General features: G+C 28.5%; 13 protein-coding genes and 1 other annotated feature. Of the genes, 11 read left to right on the top strand and 2 right to left on the bottom strand.

Annotated elements, in window-relative coordinates; all coding sequences use genetic code 11:
- The first annotated feature begins 56 nt into the window (after positions 1-56).
- The 6 genes from ytxC (at position 57) to pheT (ending at position 7,786) form a co-directional block, all read left to right on the top strand.
- Complete coding sequence (gene ytxC, locus H8S10_RS11180; RefSeq protein WP_186838922.1) at positions 57-947, top strand: putative sporulation protein YtxC; 891 nt, start codon at positions 57-59, stop codon at positions 945-947.
- Positions 948-1,195: 248 nt separating this feature from the next.
- Positions 1,196-2,542: a TrkH family potassium uptake protein gene (locus H8S10_RS11175; RefSeq protein WP_055265956.1), complete on the top strand. Its 1,347-nt coding sequence runs from the start codon at positions 1,196-1,198 to the stop codon at positions 2,540-2,542.
- 10 nt (positions 2,543-2,552) lie between these two features.
- Complete coding sequence (locus H8S10_RS11170) at positions 2,553-3,224, top strand: TrkA family potassium uptake protein (RefSeq protein WP_055265954.1); 672 nt, start codon at positions 2,553-2,555, stop codon at positions 3,222-3,224.
- 11 nt (positions 3,225-3,235) lie between these two features.
- A complete protein-coding gene (locus H8S10_RS11165; protein WP_055265952.1) occupies positions 3,236-4,018 on the top strand; it encodes an RNA methyltransferase in 783 nt (260 codons plus the stop codon).
- 61 nt (positions 4,019-4,079) lie between these two features.
- Positions 4,080-4,300: a binding site (T-box leader), on the top strand.
- Positions 4,301-4,370: 70 nt separating this feature from the next.
- Positions 4,371-5,390, top strand: coding sequence for a phenylalanine--tRNA ligase subunit alpha (gene pheS, locus H8S10_RS11160; protein ID WP_055265949.1), 1,020 nt, complete (start codon positions 4,371-4,373; stop codon positions 5,388-5,390).
- A gap of 17 nt (positions 5,391-5,407) precedes the next feature.
- Positions 5,408-7,786 carry a phenylalanine--tRNA ligase subunit beta gene (gene pheT / locus H8S10_RS11155; RefSeq protein ID WP_186838921.1) on the top strand — a complete coding sequence of 793 codons (2,379 nt, stop codon included), beginning with the start codon at positions 5,408-5,410 and terminating at the stop codon, positions 7,784-7,786.
- Positions 7,787-8,062: 276 nt separating this feature from the next.
- On the opposite strand, the gene H8S10_RS11150 is transcribed toward pheT, so the two are convergent.
- Positions 8,063-8,944, bottom strand: coding sequence for a phosphatidylglycerol lysyltransferase domain-containing protein (locus H8S10_RS11150; protein ID WP_186838920.1), 882 nt, complete (start codon positions 8,942-8,944; stop codon positions 8,063-8,065).
- Between the two features lie 201 nt (positions 8,945-9,145).
- Between H8S10_RS11150 and H8S10_RS11145 the strand changes: the two genes are divergently transcribed.
- Entirely contained in the window at positions 9,146-9,682 is a 537-nt protein-coding gene (locus tag H8S10_RS11145; protein ID WP_186838919.1) for a hypothetical protein, read from the top strand.
- Positions 9,683-9,761: 79 nt separating this feature from the next.
- Here H8S10_RS11145 and H8S10_RS11140 read toward each other — a convergent pair whose 3' ends face one another.
- Positions 9,762-10,679 carry a radical SAM protein gene (locus H8S10_RS11140; protein ID WP_055265942.1) on the bottom strand — a complete coding sequence of 306 codons (918 nt, stop codon included), beginning with the start codon at positions 10,677-10,679 and terminating at the stop codon, positions 9,762-9,764.
- A gap of 144 nt (positions 10,680-10,823) precedes the next feature.
- Between H8S10_RS11140 and zapA the strand changes: the two genes are divergently transcribed.
- From zapA to H8S10_RS11120, 4 genes are all read left to right on the top strand, one after another.
- On the top strand, positions 10,824-11,714 hold the full coding sequence (zapA, locus tag H8S10_RS11135; RefSeq protein ID WP_186838918.1) for a cell division protein ZapA: 891 nt from the start codon (positions 10,824-10,826) through the stop codon (positions 11,712-11,714).
- A gap of 139 nt (positions 11,715-11,853) precedes the next feature.
- Entirely contained in the window at positions 11,854-14,208 is a 2,355-nt protein-coding gene (locus H8S10_RS11130) for a U32 family peptidase (RefSeq protein WP_186838917.1), read from the top strand.
- An 11-nt stretch (positions 14,209-14,219) separates the two neighbouring features.
- Complete coding sequence (locus tag H8S10_RS11125; protein WP_186838916.1) at positions 14,220-14,561, top strand: hypothetical protein; 342 nt, start codon at positions 14,220-14,222, stop codon at positions 14,559-14,561.
- Between the two features lie 18 nt (positions 14,562-14,579).
- Positions 14,580-16,937: an endonuclease MutS2 gene (locus H8S10_RS11120; RefSeq protein ID WP_186838915.1), complete on the top strand. Its 2,358-nt coding sequence runs from the start codon at positions 14,580-14,582 to the stop codon at positions 16,935-16,937.
- Positions 16,938-17,036 lie beyond the last annotated feature (99 nt).

Raw genomic sequence — 17,036 nt, 5'->3', positions numbered from 1 at the left:
GATAGTATATAGATAATTTTTTTATACATACTATTATTAAGAAGGGAGTGAAATCTATGATAGTATTGAATTTACGTCGTAATGATGATTTTGATTTCGTAAAAGAGCTACAAGAATTGAGAGACATACTAAAGAAAAAAAACATTACGATAGGGATAGTAGAAAGTTTTGAAGGTGACACTCATTCAGTTAAGGTTATATGTGATGAAAAGTGTTATGACGAAAAAGTTAAAAATACACTTTATTTATATATAAGTAATATATTATATAATATTATACTTGAACAATATAGAAAAAAAGAGATGTTTGACTTTCTAATGGAAAATTACTTTTTTTTAAAGCAAGATGAAATATTAGAAGTTGAAGAGATTATTACGAGCGTTTTAAAAGGGGATTCTACAGTAAATGATGATAGAATGATATATTGTATAAATAAAGTGAATTCTATAATTGAAAAAATAAAAGAATGTTTAGAAGAAAATGAAGAGATTAATATTCAAGGGTTTATAACTTTTAGAATGAAAGAACTAAGGCAAGGGATTGAAGATGTAATAGAAAAAGTTGTAGAAGAATACATGGTAGAAAAAGAATATAAGGAATTTGTGAAATTATTAAAATACTTTGTTGATATTCAAGAGAGCAGAATTGATGAAATAAATATTTATATACAAGATGGTGGAGGATATATTATTAAAGATAAATATGGTAATGATATATTTGAAGAATTTATTAAAGAACTTTCAGAGTGTAAGGTAGATACAGAAGCTAATATAGAGGATATTATAATAAGTGGCTTAATTACTAATGCACCTAAAAGTGTAATAATTCATGGGAAAGATAAATGTAATAATAAAGAGTTCATAAATACAATAATTAATGTCTTTGGCGAAAGAGCATATTGTTGTAAAGGATGCAGTGAGTGCAAAATAGTTAAGACAAAAATCTAGTTATGTTATTATTAAGAAAAATATAGTTTCTAATTTTTAGATTTAGGAATTATTAAAATAGATTATTTTAAGGCGACTAGGATAGTCGCCTTTATTATATTACTAATAAAATTTTATACAGTACTATGAAAATAAATGTAAAGATGGTAAAATACATGGAGGACAAATATTACTACCCAACAAATAAAAATAATATATGTAGAGCAAAATAATAAAAGTAGTTAAAATGAAACCTACGAGGTGAGGATATGCAATTTAATTTAAGAAAAAGTAATAAACTTAAAGGAGTACAGATTTTAGCATTAGGTTTCTTAGTAGTGATATTAATAGGTGCTATAATTTTAACGTTACCGATATCATCTGCTACTAGACAATATACTAATTTTTTAGATGCACTATTTACATCAACATCAGCTGTTTGCGTAACAGGGTTAGTAACGCTAGATACTGGAACTCATTGGAGTATGTTTGGTCAAACAATTATTATGCTTTTAATTGAAATTGGTGGCTTAGGATTTATGTCTTTTACAACACTGATAGCAATTATATTAGGTAAAAAAATAACATTAAGAGATAGGTTGATATTACAAGATGCTATGAATACATTTAATATTCAGGGACTTGTAAAGATGGTTCAATATGTATTAACATTTACTATAACTGTTCAACTATCAGGGGCACTTTTATTTTCAACACAGTTTATTCCTAAATATGGAATAGGTAAAGGGATGTTCTATAGTTTATTCCATTCTATTTCAGCTTTTTGTAATGCTGGATTTGACTTGTTTGGTAACTTTTCAAGCTTAACAAGTTATAGTAGTAATTGGGTAGTTATATTAGTAGCTAGTGCTCTAATTATTATTGGGGGTATTGGTTTTGCTGTTTGGATTGAAGTATATAACTTTAAAAGTATGAAAAAACTTTCTATACATTCTAAAATGGTTATTTTAGTTACTGCTATTTTGGTTGTAGGAGGAACAATACTTATGTTTATTTTCGAACATAATAATCCAAATACATTGGCAAATATGAATATAGGAGATAAGCTTGTAAATTCATTTTTTGCAGCTGTAACTCCAAGAACTGCAGGATTTAATTCTATTTCTACAGATGGAATGACAAATGCAGGTAATTTATTAACAATTATACTTATGTTTATAGGTGGATCTCCAGGATCAACAGCTGGAGGAATTAAAACAACTACAATAGGAGTATTAATAGTAACTGTTATTTGTGTTATTAGAGGTCGTGAGGATGCAGAAGCATTTAAAAAAAGATTTCCTAAAGAGTTAGTATATAAGGCTTTTACATTATTTTTTATAGGTGGAGTTTTAGTGATGAGTGCTACTATGCTTTTATCATATACAGAACAAGGAGCATCATTCCTTTCACTTTTATATGAAACTACATCAGCTTTTGCAACGGTAGGATTAACTGTAGGATTAACTCAACAGCTTACTGAAGTAGGTAAGGTTTTAATAATGATAATGATGTATTTAGGTAGAGTTGGCCCATTAACAGTAGTTCTATCATTAATGAGAAACAAAAAAAATAATGGTGTAAAATATCCAGAAGGAAAAATTCTAATAGGTTAGGAGAGTAATTATGTCAAAAAATAAACAATTCGTAGTTATAGGGTTAGGGAGATTTGGAGAGTCTGTTGCAAAGACACTTTATGGATTAGGCCATGATGTATTAGCTATAGATATGGATGAAGATATGGTTCAAGAGATTTCAGACTCTGTAACACATGCAGTACAAATGGATGCAACTGATGAGTCAGCTCTTAGAACGTTAGGGCTAAGAAATTTTGACGTTGCAGTAGTAACAATAGGTTCAAATATACAAGCTAGTGTTATGGTAACACTTCTAGTTAAAGATCTAGGAGTTAAATATATAATAGCAAAAGGACAAAGTGATTTACATGCTAAGGTATTATATAAAATAGGTGCAGATAGAGTAGTATTACCAGAAAAGGATATGGGAGTGAGAGTAGCTCATAATCTTGTATCTGCAAGTATTTTAGATTATATAGAACTTTCACCTGATTATAGTATAATGGAAATGAAAGCTTTAGAAGAGTGGAATGGAAAGAATCTTACAGAGTTAAAGCTTAGAAGTAGGTATGGAATTAACGTAATGGCTATAAAGAAAGATGATGATATAAATATTTCTCCAAGTGCTGATGAAGTTATTTCTTCAGATGATATAATAGTAGCTATTGGATCAGCAGAAGATTTAGCTAAAATAGAAGAAATTATGGCTAAACAAAAATAGAGGTGTATAAGTTGATATCAATAGAAAGTAAAGAAAATGCTTTTTTTAAATTAGCTAAAAAGTTAAAAGATAGAAAAGGTAGAAGTAAAGAACAAAAATATATAATCGAAGGTTTTAGGTTGATACAAGAAGCATTTAAAGCAGGATGCAAAGTAGATTCTATTGTTGTAAATAATGATGGTGCAAAGAAAATAAATCAATATTTAGAACAGTATATAGACTGCGTAAAAGTATATTTAATGGAAGATAGCCTTTTTTCGCAGCTTACTTCAACTGAGAATCCACAAGGTATAATTGCATTATTAGAAATTGAAGATAACAGAGAAAATTTAAATGGTGATTTTTATCTTCTATGCGATAAAGTTCAAGATCCTGGTAATTTAGGAACTATAATTAGAACTGCTCATGCAGCAGGAGTAACTGGAATAATATTAACAAAAGGTACTGTAGATATATATAACGATAAGGTTATTAGATCTACTATGGGTTCTATATTTTATGTTCCAATAATACATGATAATGATTTAACTTTTTTAAAAGGACTAAAAGATGATGGATTTAGCTTAGTTGCTACATCTCTTCAAGAATCTAAGGATTTCTTTAGAGAGGACTTAAGTGGAAAGATAATTCTTTCAGTAGGAAATGAAGGAAATGGTATCAGTGATGAAATATTTGAAATGGCAGATATCAAAGTGAAAATACCAATGCCAGGTGGAGCAGAGTCATTAAATGTAGCTATAGCAACATCAATAATTTTATTTGAAAGAGTTAGACAAAATATATCAAATAAATAAATTTACATAAAACTATTGAAAATATTGTCTTTTAGATGTATAATCAGTTGTAATTTAATATAAAAATACTATGATTGAGAGAGTAGATATAAAGACTTTTTCAGGGAGAAAAGGTCATGACTGTAAGCCTTTTTATTAGAATTTATATTGAAGTTCACTCAGGAGTACTAGCTGTGAAACAAAGTAGTAGCTAGCGGTTTTTGCCGTTATTAAAATTAAGTTGGATATTTGTTTTATAATAAATATCAATTAGGGTGGTAACGCGGATATTTCGTCCCTTTGTAGGGGGCTGAATATCCTTTTTTTATTAAAAAAAATACCATAATTTAATTCGTTAGAAGGGAGAATACAAATGCAAGAAAAATTATTAGCAATTAAAGAAGCTGCTTTTGATGAAATATCTGCTGCAGAAAATAGTGGAGCATTAGAAGAAATAAGAGTTAAATACCTTGGGAAAAAAGGGGAACTTACTACTATTCTTAGAAGTATGGGAGCTTTATCAAAAGAAGAAAGACCAGTAGTTGGGAAGTTAGTTAATGAAGCTAAAAATGAAGTAGAAGAAAGATTAGAAGAGGTTAGCAAAAAGATTAAGGAAAAAGAAAAGAATGCTAAACTTGCTAGTGAAGTTATAGATATATCGTTACCTGGTAAAAGAAATGTTATAGGGAAAAGACACCCATTAGATTTAACATTAGAAAGTATGAAAGAAATATTTATTTCAATGGGATTTACTGTAGAAGAAGGTCCAGAAGTTGAATTAGATCATTACAACTTTGAAGCATTAAATATACCTAAAGACCATCCAGCGAGAAGTGAACAAGATACTTTTTATATAAACGATAATATAGTACTTAGAACTCAAACTTCTCCAGTTCAAATTAGAACTATGGAAAAACAAGAACCTCCTATAAAGATGATATCTCCAGGGAAGGTTTATAGATCAGATGCTGTAGATGCTACTCACTCACCAATATTCTATCAAATGGAAGGTTTAGTAATTGATAAGGGAGTTACTTTTGCAGATTTAAAAGGAACTTTAGAATTATTTGCTAAAAAGATGTTTGGAGATAAGGTAGTAACTAAATTTAGACCACATCACTTCCCATTTACAGAGCCATCAGCAGAAATGGATGCAACTTGTTTTGTATGTGGTGGTGAAGGTTGTAGAGTATGTAAAGGAAGCGGATGGATTGAAATACTAGGATGTGGAATGGTTCATCCTGAAGTATTAAGAAATTGCGGAGTAGACCCAGAAGTTTATAGTGGATTTGCCTTCGGATTTGGTGTAGATAGAATGGTTATGCTTAAATACGGAATAGATGATATCAGATTATTATACGAAAGTGATATGAGATTTTTAAATCAATTTTAATTAGGAGGTAAAGTGAGATGAAAGTACCATATAATTGGTTAAAAGATTATGCAGAAGTAAATGTAGATGCAGTTACATTAGGTGATAAATTAACTCTTTCAGGTTCAGCTGTAGAAGAGGTTATTATACAAGGTGACAATATAAAAAATGTTGTGACGGGTAAAATTACTAAGATTGAAAAGCATCCAGATGCTGATAGATTAAGTGTATGTCAAGTAAATATTGGGGCTGAAGAAGAAATACAAATAGTTACAGCAGCAACTAATATGAAAGAAGAAGATGTAGTTCCAGTTGCTCTTCATAAATCAATTTTAGCTGATGGAACTGAAATTAAAAAAGGTAAGATGAGAGGTGTAGTATCTAACGGAATGTTCTGTTCTGAAGAAGAATTAGGAATTGCTGGAGATGAACCAGTTCATGGATTAATGATATTACCACAAGATGCACCTCTTGGAATGGATATAAAAGAATATTTAGGATTAAATAAAGCTATATTAGATTTTGAAATTACTTCAAATAGACCTGACTGTTTAAGTATAGTTGGTATGGCTAGAGAAACAGCAGCAACGTTAAGAACTTCTTATAAGATGCCAAATATGAGCTATGAAGTTAAGTCATCAGCTAATATTAATGATGAATTAAAAGTTGAAGTTAGAGATGATTTATGTAGAAGATACATGGCTAGAGGTGTTAAAAATGTAAAGGTAATGCCATCGCCAGGTTGGATGCAAGAAAGACTTTTAGAAGCAGGGGTTAGACCTATTAATAACATAGTTGATATAACTAATTTTGTTATGTTAGAGATTGGTCAACCAATGCACGCTTTTGATGCTAGACAAATAGAAAGCGGTAAAATAGTTGTTGAAAAAGCTAAAGATGGAGAAAAGTTTACTACTTTAGATGAAGTTGAAAGAGAATTAACTTCAGATTTCTTAATGATTAAAGATGGAGAAAAATCAGTTGCTCTAGCTGGAATTATGGGTGGATTAAACTCAGAAATTCAAGATGATACAACAGAAGTTATTTTTGAATCAGCAAACTTTGAAGGAACTAATATAAGAGTTAGCTCTAAGAAGTTAAACTTAAGATCTGAAAGTTCTTCAAGATTTGATAAAGATATAGATCCAAACTTAGCTAAACTTGCAATAGATAGAGCTTGTGCACTTATTTGTGAACTAGGTTGCGGAGAAGTTATGGAAGGAACTATAGATGTTTATAATCAAGTTAAAGAAGAAGGTTCTATAACTGTAGACTCAGCTTGGATTAATAAGTTCTTAGGAACAGAGATATCTAAGGAAGAAATGAAAGAAGCTTTAGATTCTCTAGATTTAAAAACAGAGATTAACGGTGAAATGTTAGTAATAACTATACCAACATTTAGAATAGATATAGCTATAAAAGAAGATATTGCTGAAGAAGTAGCTAGAATTTATGGATATGATAAGATTCCAACAACAGTATTTAAGGTATCAACTGAGAGAGAACCTAAATATAAGAATGAATTACTAACTGATAAAGTTGTAGATATAATGATTGGTAGTGGTGTAAATCAATCTATTAGCTACTCATTTGTATCACCTAAGGTATTTGATAAAGTTAATGTACCTGAAGATAGTGAACTTAGAAATGTTGTAAAGATAAAGAATCCATTAGGTGAAGATTACAGTGTAATGAGAACTACTACTTTACCATCAATAATGGAATGTTTAGCTAGAAACTACTCTAGAAATAATGATTATGTCAGATTATTTGAAATAGGAAGAGTATATATTCCTAATGAAGTAGAAACTGAGCTACCAACAGAAAAGAATATTTTAACTATAGGTATATATGGAGATTGCGATTACCTTGATCTTAAAGGTATAGTTGAAAATGTAATCGAAGGATTAGGGATAGATAAAGCTAAATATGCTCGTGAAAGTGAAAATCCAAGCTACCATCCAGGAAAAACTGCTGCATTAATGGTTAGAAATAAGAAAGCAGGAGTATTTGGAGAAGTTCACCCAGATGTAACTGAAAATTATGGTATAGATGTAGATTGTTATGTTGCAGAATTAGATTTAGATATGTTATTCCAAGCAGCAACAACTGTAAAGGCATATAAACCATTACCAAAGTTCCCAGCTGTAACTAGAGATATTGCACTTTTATGTGATGACTCTATATTAGTTGCAGATATAGAAGATTGTATAAGAAGAGCTGGTGGAAACTTAGTAGAGAAAGTACAATTATTTGATATCTATAAGGGAGCACAAATACCAGAAGGTAAAAAGTCAATTGCTTACGCTATAGCTTACAGAGATGAAAAGAAAACTTTAGAAGATAAAGATATATCTAAAGTTCACGATAAAATTCTAAAAGCATTAGAACACAAACTAGGAGCTGTGTTAAGATAAGTAAGCCTCCAAATCTTAGATTTGGCAAGGCGAACTTACTCCTTCGACCTAAGGAGAAGGAGTTTCTCCTAAAAAATTAAATCACAGATTTAGCTAGTGAAAGTTATACAGAGTATAAATGACGATCCAAATCTTGAAGTTGGATATCGGAATTTATGCATAGCTAAGTAAGCCTCCAAATCTTAGATTTGGCAAGGTGAACTTACTCCTACGAACGTATGTGAGTAGGAGTTTCCTTTTAACTTAAAAACAAAGTAGTAATTCGTTTTTGAATTACTACTTTATTTTTATAAAATATTTATTTAAAACTTTATAAGGGTGATAAGATTCTTTTGATTTTTGCAAACCTTCATGACCACAATCTTCTTGTCTATTTACGTAGATAGTATCACTAAAGCTTGTTTTTAAAAATTCATTATTAATAAAAGCATATACACCACGATAGTTTGCATTACATTTTTCGATATGGATTATTGCTGAATCTTTAAATTTTTCTCCAATTGAAAAACCAACTAACTTGTTATCAACATATAATGCTATAGATTTCAAAGATAAATCATCAAGTGAATATAAAATATTTTTTACAGCTATAGGTTCTATCAATAGCTCTTTAGAGCAAATACATTTTTTATTTTCCCATTTATTTAGAAGATCTAAGCAGTCTTCAATAATTTTTTCATTATTAATAGACGAATAATTGTAGTTGTATAAATTAATAAAATTATTGTAATGATTTCTTTTTTTATGATACTTCTTCCCTTTAAGGTTTATCAAATCACTAGTAAGATAGATATATTCAAATGATTTTTTATTTTCAAGTATTTCTAAGTCATAATTGTTTTTTAGTAGCTCAATATGATCACTATCAATATCACCTAATAGATATTGATAATTTTCATAGTTTGATTTTAAATAATCTAAAGTTTTATATAATGATTCTACATTTTTATAATAAGGCATCATGAAGAAAAAGCCTTTTTCATCATCATATTTTTGAATTACTAAGGTATCGTAAATAGTAGTTAAATTAGTTTTACAAAGGTCTTTCCATAAATATAGTGAATTAAAAGAATATTCATATGAAGATGTATTTATAAAATTAGAATAGTAGTTTATCAAGTTTTTATCTTTATAAGAAATTGGATGTAAATCTAACAAAACTGTCCTCTCCTTTGTGAAAAAATATATATAGTTTATAATATTTTTTTAGAAAAGAGATGGTGATAATTATAATGATATTTAGAAAGATAAATAGAAACTTGTAATTATATATGAATATATGTAAAATATAAAAGAAAAACTATTAAGTATTAATTAATAAATTTCTATTATGAAGAAATAGACATTAAGGAGTAGACAATGAGTAGTATAAATAATAAAGTTTTAGAAGAAAAAATTGGACAACTTAAAAAAGCTATTGAGATAGTTGGTGGACAAGAAGAAATAATAGATAAGTGGAGTAATAATGACAAAATAATGAATTATATTATTACTAAACTTTTTGAAGAAGGTAAAGTAACATTTAATGTTTGTAATAAAGAATACTCTATAAATGAATTATTAGGTATAAAATTAGATTATGAGAAATATTTCTTAAAAAATAAAAATAAAACTATTGAGAATATAATTTATAAGATTAAAAAGTATGATACTAGTCTTGATTCATTAATAAGAAAATATAAAAAGACAAGAGGAATTGAAGAATATAATAAAATGTTCTCTACATTAGAAAAGACGTATAGAAGAGATATTAATATGATAATTTTAAGAGAAGTTGATAATGTTGCAGTAGAAGCATTGTTTGCTGGTGAAGAAGAAAAGTACTATGGGGAATACTTAAATCAAAAAAAGAAAGCATTACTAGATGGAGTTATGAGTAAGATGGGAATAGTTTAATTAATAATTAAGAATTAGTAAACAAGAATTTATTTATAAAAGTCAGCGAAAGCTGACTTTTTATATTAATTATTAATCTTTAACTATCTATAGATTTTACTCCTTCATTTTTAAAGCTAGGAACGTAACTTTCGGAACTAGTACCTTCCTCTTGGATAAATCCGTTTTTTACACCTATACTTATTGCATAATTTACAAGTGAATCATAAATTTTAGGATTTATAGATTTATTTATTTCCGGAAAGTTCTTAGCATTATGTAAAGGAGTGTATTGATTCATAAAAGATATATATATATCATCTCCGAAGTTGTTATAAAGTGTATCTATAACCTTCTTAGAATCAAACAAAAGACCAGGTAGTAATAAATGCCTTACTATAACTCCTTTTTGAATTATATCATCTTTGAATTGTGGCTTACCTACTTGTGAAACCATTTCTTTTATGATTTCTAATGTATTTTTGCTATAGCCTTGAGCCTTTGAATATTTAATTGCATATTTATCATCAAAGTATTTAAAATCTGGTAGATAAACATCTATATATCCATTAAGCATTTTTATAGTTTCTAATGAATCAAATGAATTAGTGTTATAAAGTATAGGAATATTAAGTCCTTTGCTTTTTGAGATTTTTAAAGCTTCAATTATTTGAGGTACATAATGTGTTGGTGTAACTAAGTTAATATTATGGGCTCCTTGAAGTTGAAGTTCTAAAAATATTTCTGACAATCTTTCTATAGATATTTCTAAGCCATTTCCTTCTTGTGATATAGAGTGATTTTGGCAAAATACACATTTTAAGTTACAATTAGAGAAGAAAACTGTACCAGATCCGTTATTTCCAGAAATACATGGCTCTTCCCAATAATGAAGTTTAGCTCTTGCTATTTTTAATGAAGCAGTAGAATTACAAACACCTATTTGGCCATTAAGCCTATTTACATTACAGTTTCTTACACAAAGAGTACATTTTTCTAATAAAAAATTATAGTTCAATATAAACACCTCTATGAAAGTATATCAAGGTTAAGAAAATTTATCAAATAATCTCCTAAACTGTGGTATTAACTAAGGAAGGTATAGTTATTTAAAGCTTAATATGGTATAATATAAGTAATTATAGTAAACGAGGGGTGTAACATGAACACGGTAACGGTTAAGATAAATGGTGTGGAATATAATTTAAAAGGCAAAGAAAATGAAAAATATCTGCTAGCAGTAGCAGAGTATGTTGATGGTAAGTTCAAAGAAATATCAGCAAATAATAATAAGCTAAGTACCACAGCTGTTGCTGTATTATCAGCCTTAAATATTGCTGATGAATATTTTAAGTGTGAACTAGATAATGAAGAATTAGTTAAAAGAAAAAATTCTTTAGAAGAAAAGTGTATGGCTCTAAAAGAAAGACTTAAAGAAGTTAAGGTAGATTCTGAAGAGTATAACAAAACAAAGAACAATGAGATTGATAATTTAAAAAGTATTATTTGTTCTATGGAAGAGAAAATTAAAGAAGTTGATAATCTATATAGTACAATAGATAATTTGCATAAAGAATTAGAAGAAACAAAGCAAAAGTTACAAGCTGAAAAGGAAGAATTAGAAAAGAATTTTGTAACAAAAACAGAAGAGTTAAAACAAAATTTTGCTTATGAAAAAGATAGTTTAACAGAATCTTATGATAGAAAAGTAGAAGAATTAAAGAATGCTTTAGAAGGTAAAAAACAAGAACTTACTTTACTTAATTTAAAAAATGAAGAGTTGAAAAAAGCAGAGGTTTCTTTAAAAGATGAAGTAATATTAAAGGAAAAAGAAATTGAAGAGTGTAAATATAATAGTGATGAAATTAAAAAACTAAAGAGTAGAATAAATAGTATAGAAAATGAAAAAGAAGTTCTTAAAAAGAGTAATAAAGAGTTGAAGTTCAAATTGCAAAATTCAAGATATAAATTATTAGACTTAGAGAAAAAATTAAATGATGCAAATTTTAACCTTGCAATAGAGAAAAAAATAAAAAATCCATTGTTAAAATAAGAGTCTGTCCTATTGCGGACAGGCTTTTCTTTTAGAAATATGGTTAAGTTAAGATGGAAAAGTAAATATATTTATGATATAACAAAATAAGTACAAAATAAACAAAAGAGTAAATTTAAATTATATAGGAGAGATTCTTATGAAAAGAGTGGAAGTTCTAGCTCCGGCTGGTAGCATGGAAAGTCTTTATGCTGCGATAAATAAAGGTGCTGATGCAGTATATCTTGGAGGAAATAAGTTTTCAGCAAGAGCATATGCATCAAATTTTGATAATGATAATATGATTAAAGCTATAGATTATGCTCATAGTTATGACGTTAAGGTATATGTAACATTAAATACTATTCTTAAGGAAAATGAAATAGATGAGGCTGTAAAATATGTAGGATTCTTATATGAAATAGGAGTAGATGCTTTAATAATACAAGATGTAGGCTTGCTAAAGAGGGTAAGAGAAGATTTTAAAGATTTTGAATTGCATGCATCAACTCAATTAACGGTACACAATGGAGAAGCAGCTTTATATTTTAAAGACAAGGGGTTTCATAGAATAGTTTTATCAAGAGAATTAAGTTTAGATGAAATTAAATATATATCTAAAGATTTAGCTATAGAGACAGAAATGTTTGTTCATGGAGCATTATGTATAAGTTATTCTGGACAATGTTTAATGAGTTCTATTATAGGTGGAAGAAGTGGTAATAGAGGTAGATGTGCTCAACCGTGTAGAATGGAATACACTTTAAAGGGTGAAAAGTCTGGTGAAAAAAGAGGATATCTATTAAGTCCTAAAGATATGTGTACTATAGAAGATGTAAATGAAGTTATAAATACTGGTACGTATTCATTAAAGATTGAAGGTAGAATGAAGAGAGCTGAATATGTGGCAGGTGTAGTTGATAACTATAGAAAAGCAGTAGATAAAGCTTTATTTAACTCAAAATATGATAGTCAAGCTGGAAAGAGACAGTTACTTCAATTATTTAATAGAAGTGGATTTACAAAAGCATTCTTACAAAAAGATACAGGCAAGGATATGATGAGCTATAATTCACCTAAAAATGCAGGAATTCCATTAGGAAAGGTTGATAATAATAGTGAAGTAGTGCTGAAAGAGGATATTAAGCTTGGTGATGGAATTAGATATAGAGATAAAGGATTTACATTAAGTAAGATGCTTTTAAATGGTAATGAGATTAAAGAAGGTAAAAGAGGAGATAAAGTAAAAATATTTCCAATAGATTATAAAAAAGGTGATGAATTATTTAAAAGCTTAAATAAAGAGTTATTTGATGAATTAGAAGGATATTTAAAACCATTTTATAAGAAGATACCATTAAAAGCTAATGTAAGATTTGAGATTGATAAACCTTTTTATTTAGAAGTTACTTACAATGGAAAAGACTACAAATTCTTAGGAGAAGTCGTTCAAAGGGCTGAAAAAAGACCATTAGATAAAGAGAGAATAGAAGATGCTTTAAAAAAATCAGGAGATGTTCCTTTTAAATTTGAAGAAGTAGTTTTTGAAAATTTTGAAGATGGATTTTTAAGAGTAGCTGATTTAAATAATTTAAGAAGAGATGCGTTAGAATCTATAGCTAAAAGCATAAGTAAGAGTTATAGAAGAAGAAGACCTGATAAGATAATATATAAAGATAATATAATTAATAAGGAAAATATAAATGAAGTATTTAGCTGTATTACAAAAGAACAGGCAAATGCATTAATAGAATGTGGAGCTAAGGATATAGCATTTGATTTATTTAGTAGAGAATTAAATGCTTTGAGATCAAAGGATTTAATAGAGTTTAGTGAGAAATATAAAGGTGATATTAGGTTTTATGTAAAGACATCTACTATAGTTAAAGGTGAATTTAACTCTGTATGTGAAACTATAAATAAGGTTAAACCTTATATTAAAGGTATAGTTAGTTCTAATGTAGGGATAATAAATGTATTTAAGGATGAGTTATATATAATTGGTGATTATAAATTAAATATAATGAATTCAGAAAGCTTAAAATTTTATCAAAAGGATATAGAGTTACCTACTTTAAGCTTAGAACTTAATAGAGGAGAAATAAAAGCTCTTGCTAAAAAAGCAAAAGGAAATATGGCTATGATAGTTTATGGCAAACCAGAGCTAATGATAAGTGAATATTGTCCTATAGGAAGTACTTTTGGTGGAAAAAATTCAGAACAGAAGTGTAATATTGCATGTTCAAAGGATAAATTTACACTTATTGATAGAGTTAATGAAAGATTAAGAGTTATGACTGATCTTTATTGTAGAAGCTATATATTAAATCCTGTTCCATTAAACTTATTTGATGAAATAGATTCTATAAAAGAATTTGGAATAACATCATTCAGATTTGATTTTAGAGATGAAAGCTATGATGAAGTTAAGAAAGTTTATAATATTTATAAAAATAATTTAGACTTTGAAAGTAAAGATTATACAAAAGGACAATTTAGAAGAGGAATAGAGTAAGAGGGATGGTCATGAAAATAATTGCTATATTATTACTTTTTATAGGATGTATCTTTAGTATATATGAAATGATAGATTCTAATAAATTAATAAGATATGAGTGGTTTAAAAGTCTTGATAGAAGTAAAAAAATTAATGCCACAGCATTGTTAAAAAATTTTTGGAAGAAAAATATAATTTTAATAGCATTGATGCTGGGAATGATTTTAATAGTATTATCTACTTTTAGCAAGACTGGGAATAGATACGAAAATATTATAAGTATAATATCAATAATTTTTGCTGTGCTTTTTATAATCTTTAGTATTTTAAGTAGAATAAAATATGATAATAAGATAAACGAATTTAAGTAGGTAAATAAGGAGAGAGTTATGAAAGAAAAAACTCTAAGAGTGCTAGAATTTAATAAAATTAAAGATAAATTAAGATCATATGCAATAACAGAGAGTGGTAAGAGATTAGTTGACGAACTTGCGCCATATAAGTCTATATTTGAAGTGAAGAATAAATTAGAAGAAAGCAATGAGGCTTTAGATATACTTATAAGAAAAGGAGCACCGCCATTTGAAGGGTTATTTGATACAAGAGAAGCTTTAGAAAGAGCGGGAAAAGGTGGAGTTTTAACAGCTGGTCAACTTTTAAGAATTGGTGGAATGCTTAGATGTTCTAGGAGATTTAAAGAGTATATTGAAAGAAAAGAAGATGAGATATCATATAAGCATTTAGAAGACTTGGCATATATTCTTACACCGATAAGAAAGTTGGAGAGTGATATTGAAAATGCCATAGTTTCTGAAGAGGAAATAAGTGATAAGGCAAGTGGAACTTTATATGGAATAAGACGAAGTTTAAAAGAGAAAAATTCATCTGTAAGGGAAAAGATTAATTCTATAGTTAGAGCTAATTCTAAGTATTTACAAGATTCTCTTTATACAATGAGAGGAGATAGATATGTAATACCTGTTAAGGCAGAATATAAAGGTGCCGTTCCAGGATTAGTACATGATCAAAGCTCTACTGGAGCTACTTTGTTTATTGAACCAATGAGCTTAGTTAATTTAAATAATGAAATAAAAGAACTTATGCTTAAAGAAAAGGCGGAAATAGAAAGAATATTATCTGAACTTTCTTCAAAAGTATATGATAATATCGAAGAAGTAAGGAACAATTATAAAATTTTAACAGAGCTAGATTTTATTTTTGCGAAAGGTAAATACGCATCAAATCTAAATGCAGTAATACCTACTGTTAGAGAGGATAGAAGCTTTGATATAATTGGAGGAAAACATCCTCTTATTGACCCGAAGGTAGTTGTTCCTTCGGATATATATTTAGGGGAAGAATTCACAACACTTATGATTACTGGTCCTAATACTGGTGGTAAAACAGTAACTTTAAAGACTGTTGGACTTTTACACCTTATGGCATTAAGTGGATTGTTAATACCAGCAAGAGATGGATCAGCAGTAGGTTTCTTTAAAGAAATATTTGCAGATATTGGTGATGAGCAAAGCATAGAGCAATCTTTATCAACTTTTTCATCTCATATGACTAATATAGTATCGATTTTAGAAGATGCTGATGAAGATTCATTGGTGTTATTTGATGAATTAGGTTCAGGTACAGATCCAACTGAAGGGGCTGCTTTGGCTGTAGCGGTAATTGAAACACTTAAAAATAGAGGTACTAGACTTATAGCAACAACTCACTATAGTGAGTTAAAAGGTTATGCGCTTAGAACAGTAGGAGTTGAGAATTCATCTGTAGAGTTTGACGTTGAGACTTTAAAGCCTACATATAGGTTGTTAATTGGTATTCCAGGAAAGTCAAATGCATTTGAAATTTCTAAAAGACTTGGATTAGGTGAAGATATAATTGTAAAAGCTAAAGATTATATGTCTAAAGAAAATCTTCAATTTGAAGATCTTATTAGAGATTTACAAGAAAAGAGCATAATTGCTAATAAAGATGCAAGAGAAGCAAAGAGAATAAAAGAAGAAGCAGAAGAGCTTAAAAAGAAATACGAAGAAAAACTTCAAAAGTTAGATAAAGTTAGAGATAAGGCATATGAAGAAGCAAGAAGAGAAGCTAAAGATATAATAAGCAGAGCTAAAGATGAAGCCGATGAAATAGTTAAGGCTATGCGAGAACTTGAGAAAATGGGAATTGCAGAAGGTGGAAGAAATAGGCTTGAAGCAGAAAGAAGAAAGCTTAAGGAAAGTCTTGAAGAAAAAGAAGCTGCAATGATTAAAGTAAGAGAAAACAATGGAGAGCCTTTAAAAAATGTTACACTAGGAATGGAAGCATTTTTACCTTCTTTAAATCAACGAGTTATTGTAATTTCAATGCCTGACAATAAAGGTGAAGTACAAGTTGAAGCAGGTATAATGAAAATAAATGTTAAACTAAAGGATTTAAGAAAAGTTGAAGTTACTCCAGTAAAGAAAGAAAAGAAAAAAAGAGAGGTAAAGTTAAATTTAAAATCTGTTGAGAGTAGAATAGATTTGAGAGGAATGGATGCTGAGGAAGCGTGTTATAGAACTGATAAATATTTAGATGAAGCATATATGGCTAATTTAGGAGAAGTTACTGTTGTTCATGGAAAAGGTACTGGAATTCTTAGAAAAGCTATAAATGATATGTTAAAAAGACATCCTCATGTTAAATCATATAGACTAGGTGTATATGGTGAAGGTGGAGATGGAGTAACTATAGTTGAGTTAAAATAGATACTAGTTGGGGTAAAGATTTTATATATCTTTGCTCCAATTTTTATGGATAAATTAATTGTTATGTAATTTAAAAGATAAATAGACTATGCTATAATT

This window comes from Clostridium sp. NSJ-49 (genome assembly GCF_014287725.1).
GTDB classification, from domain to species: domain Bacteria; phylum Bacillota; class Clostridia; order Clostridiales; family Clostridiaceae; genus Clostridium; species Clostridium disporicum_B.
This window is presented reverse-complemented; position numbering and strand designations above follow the sequence as displayed.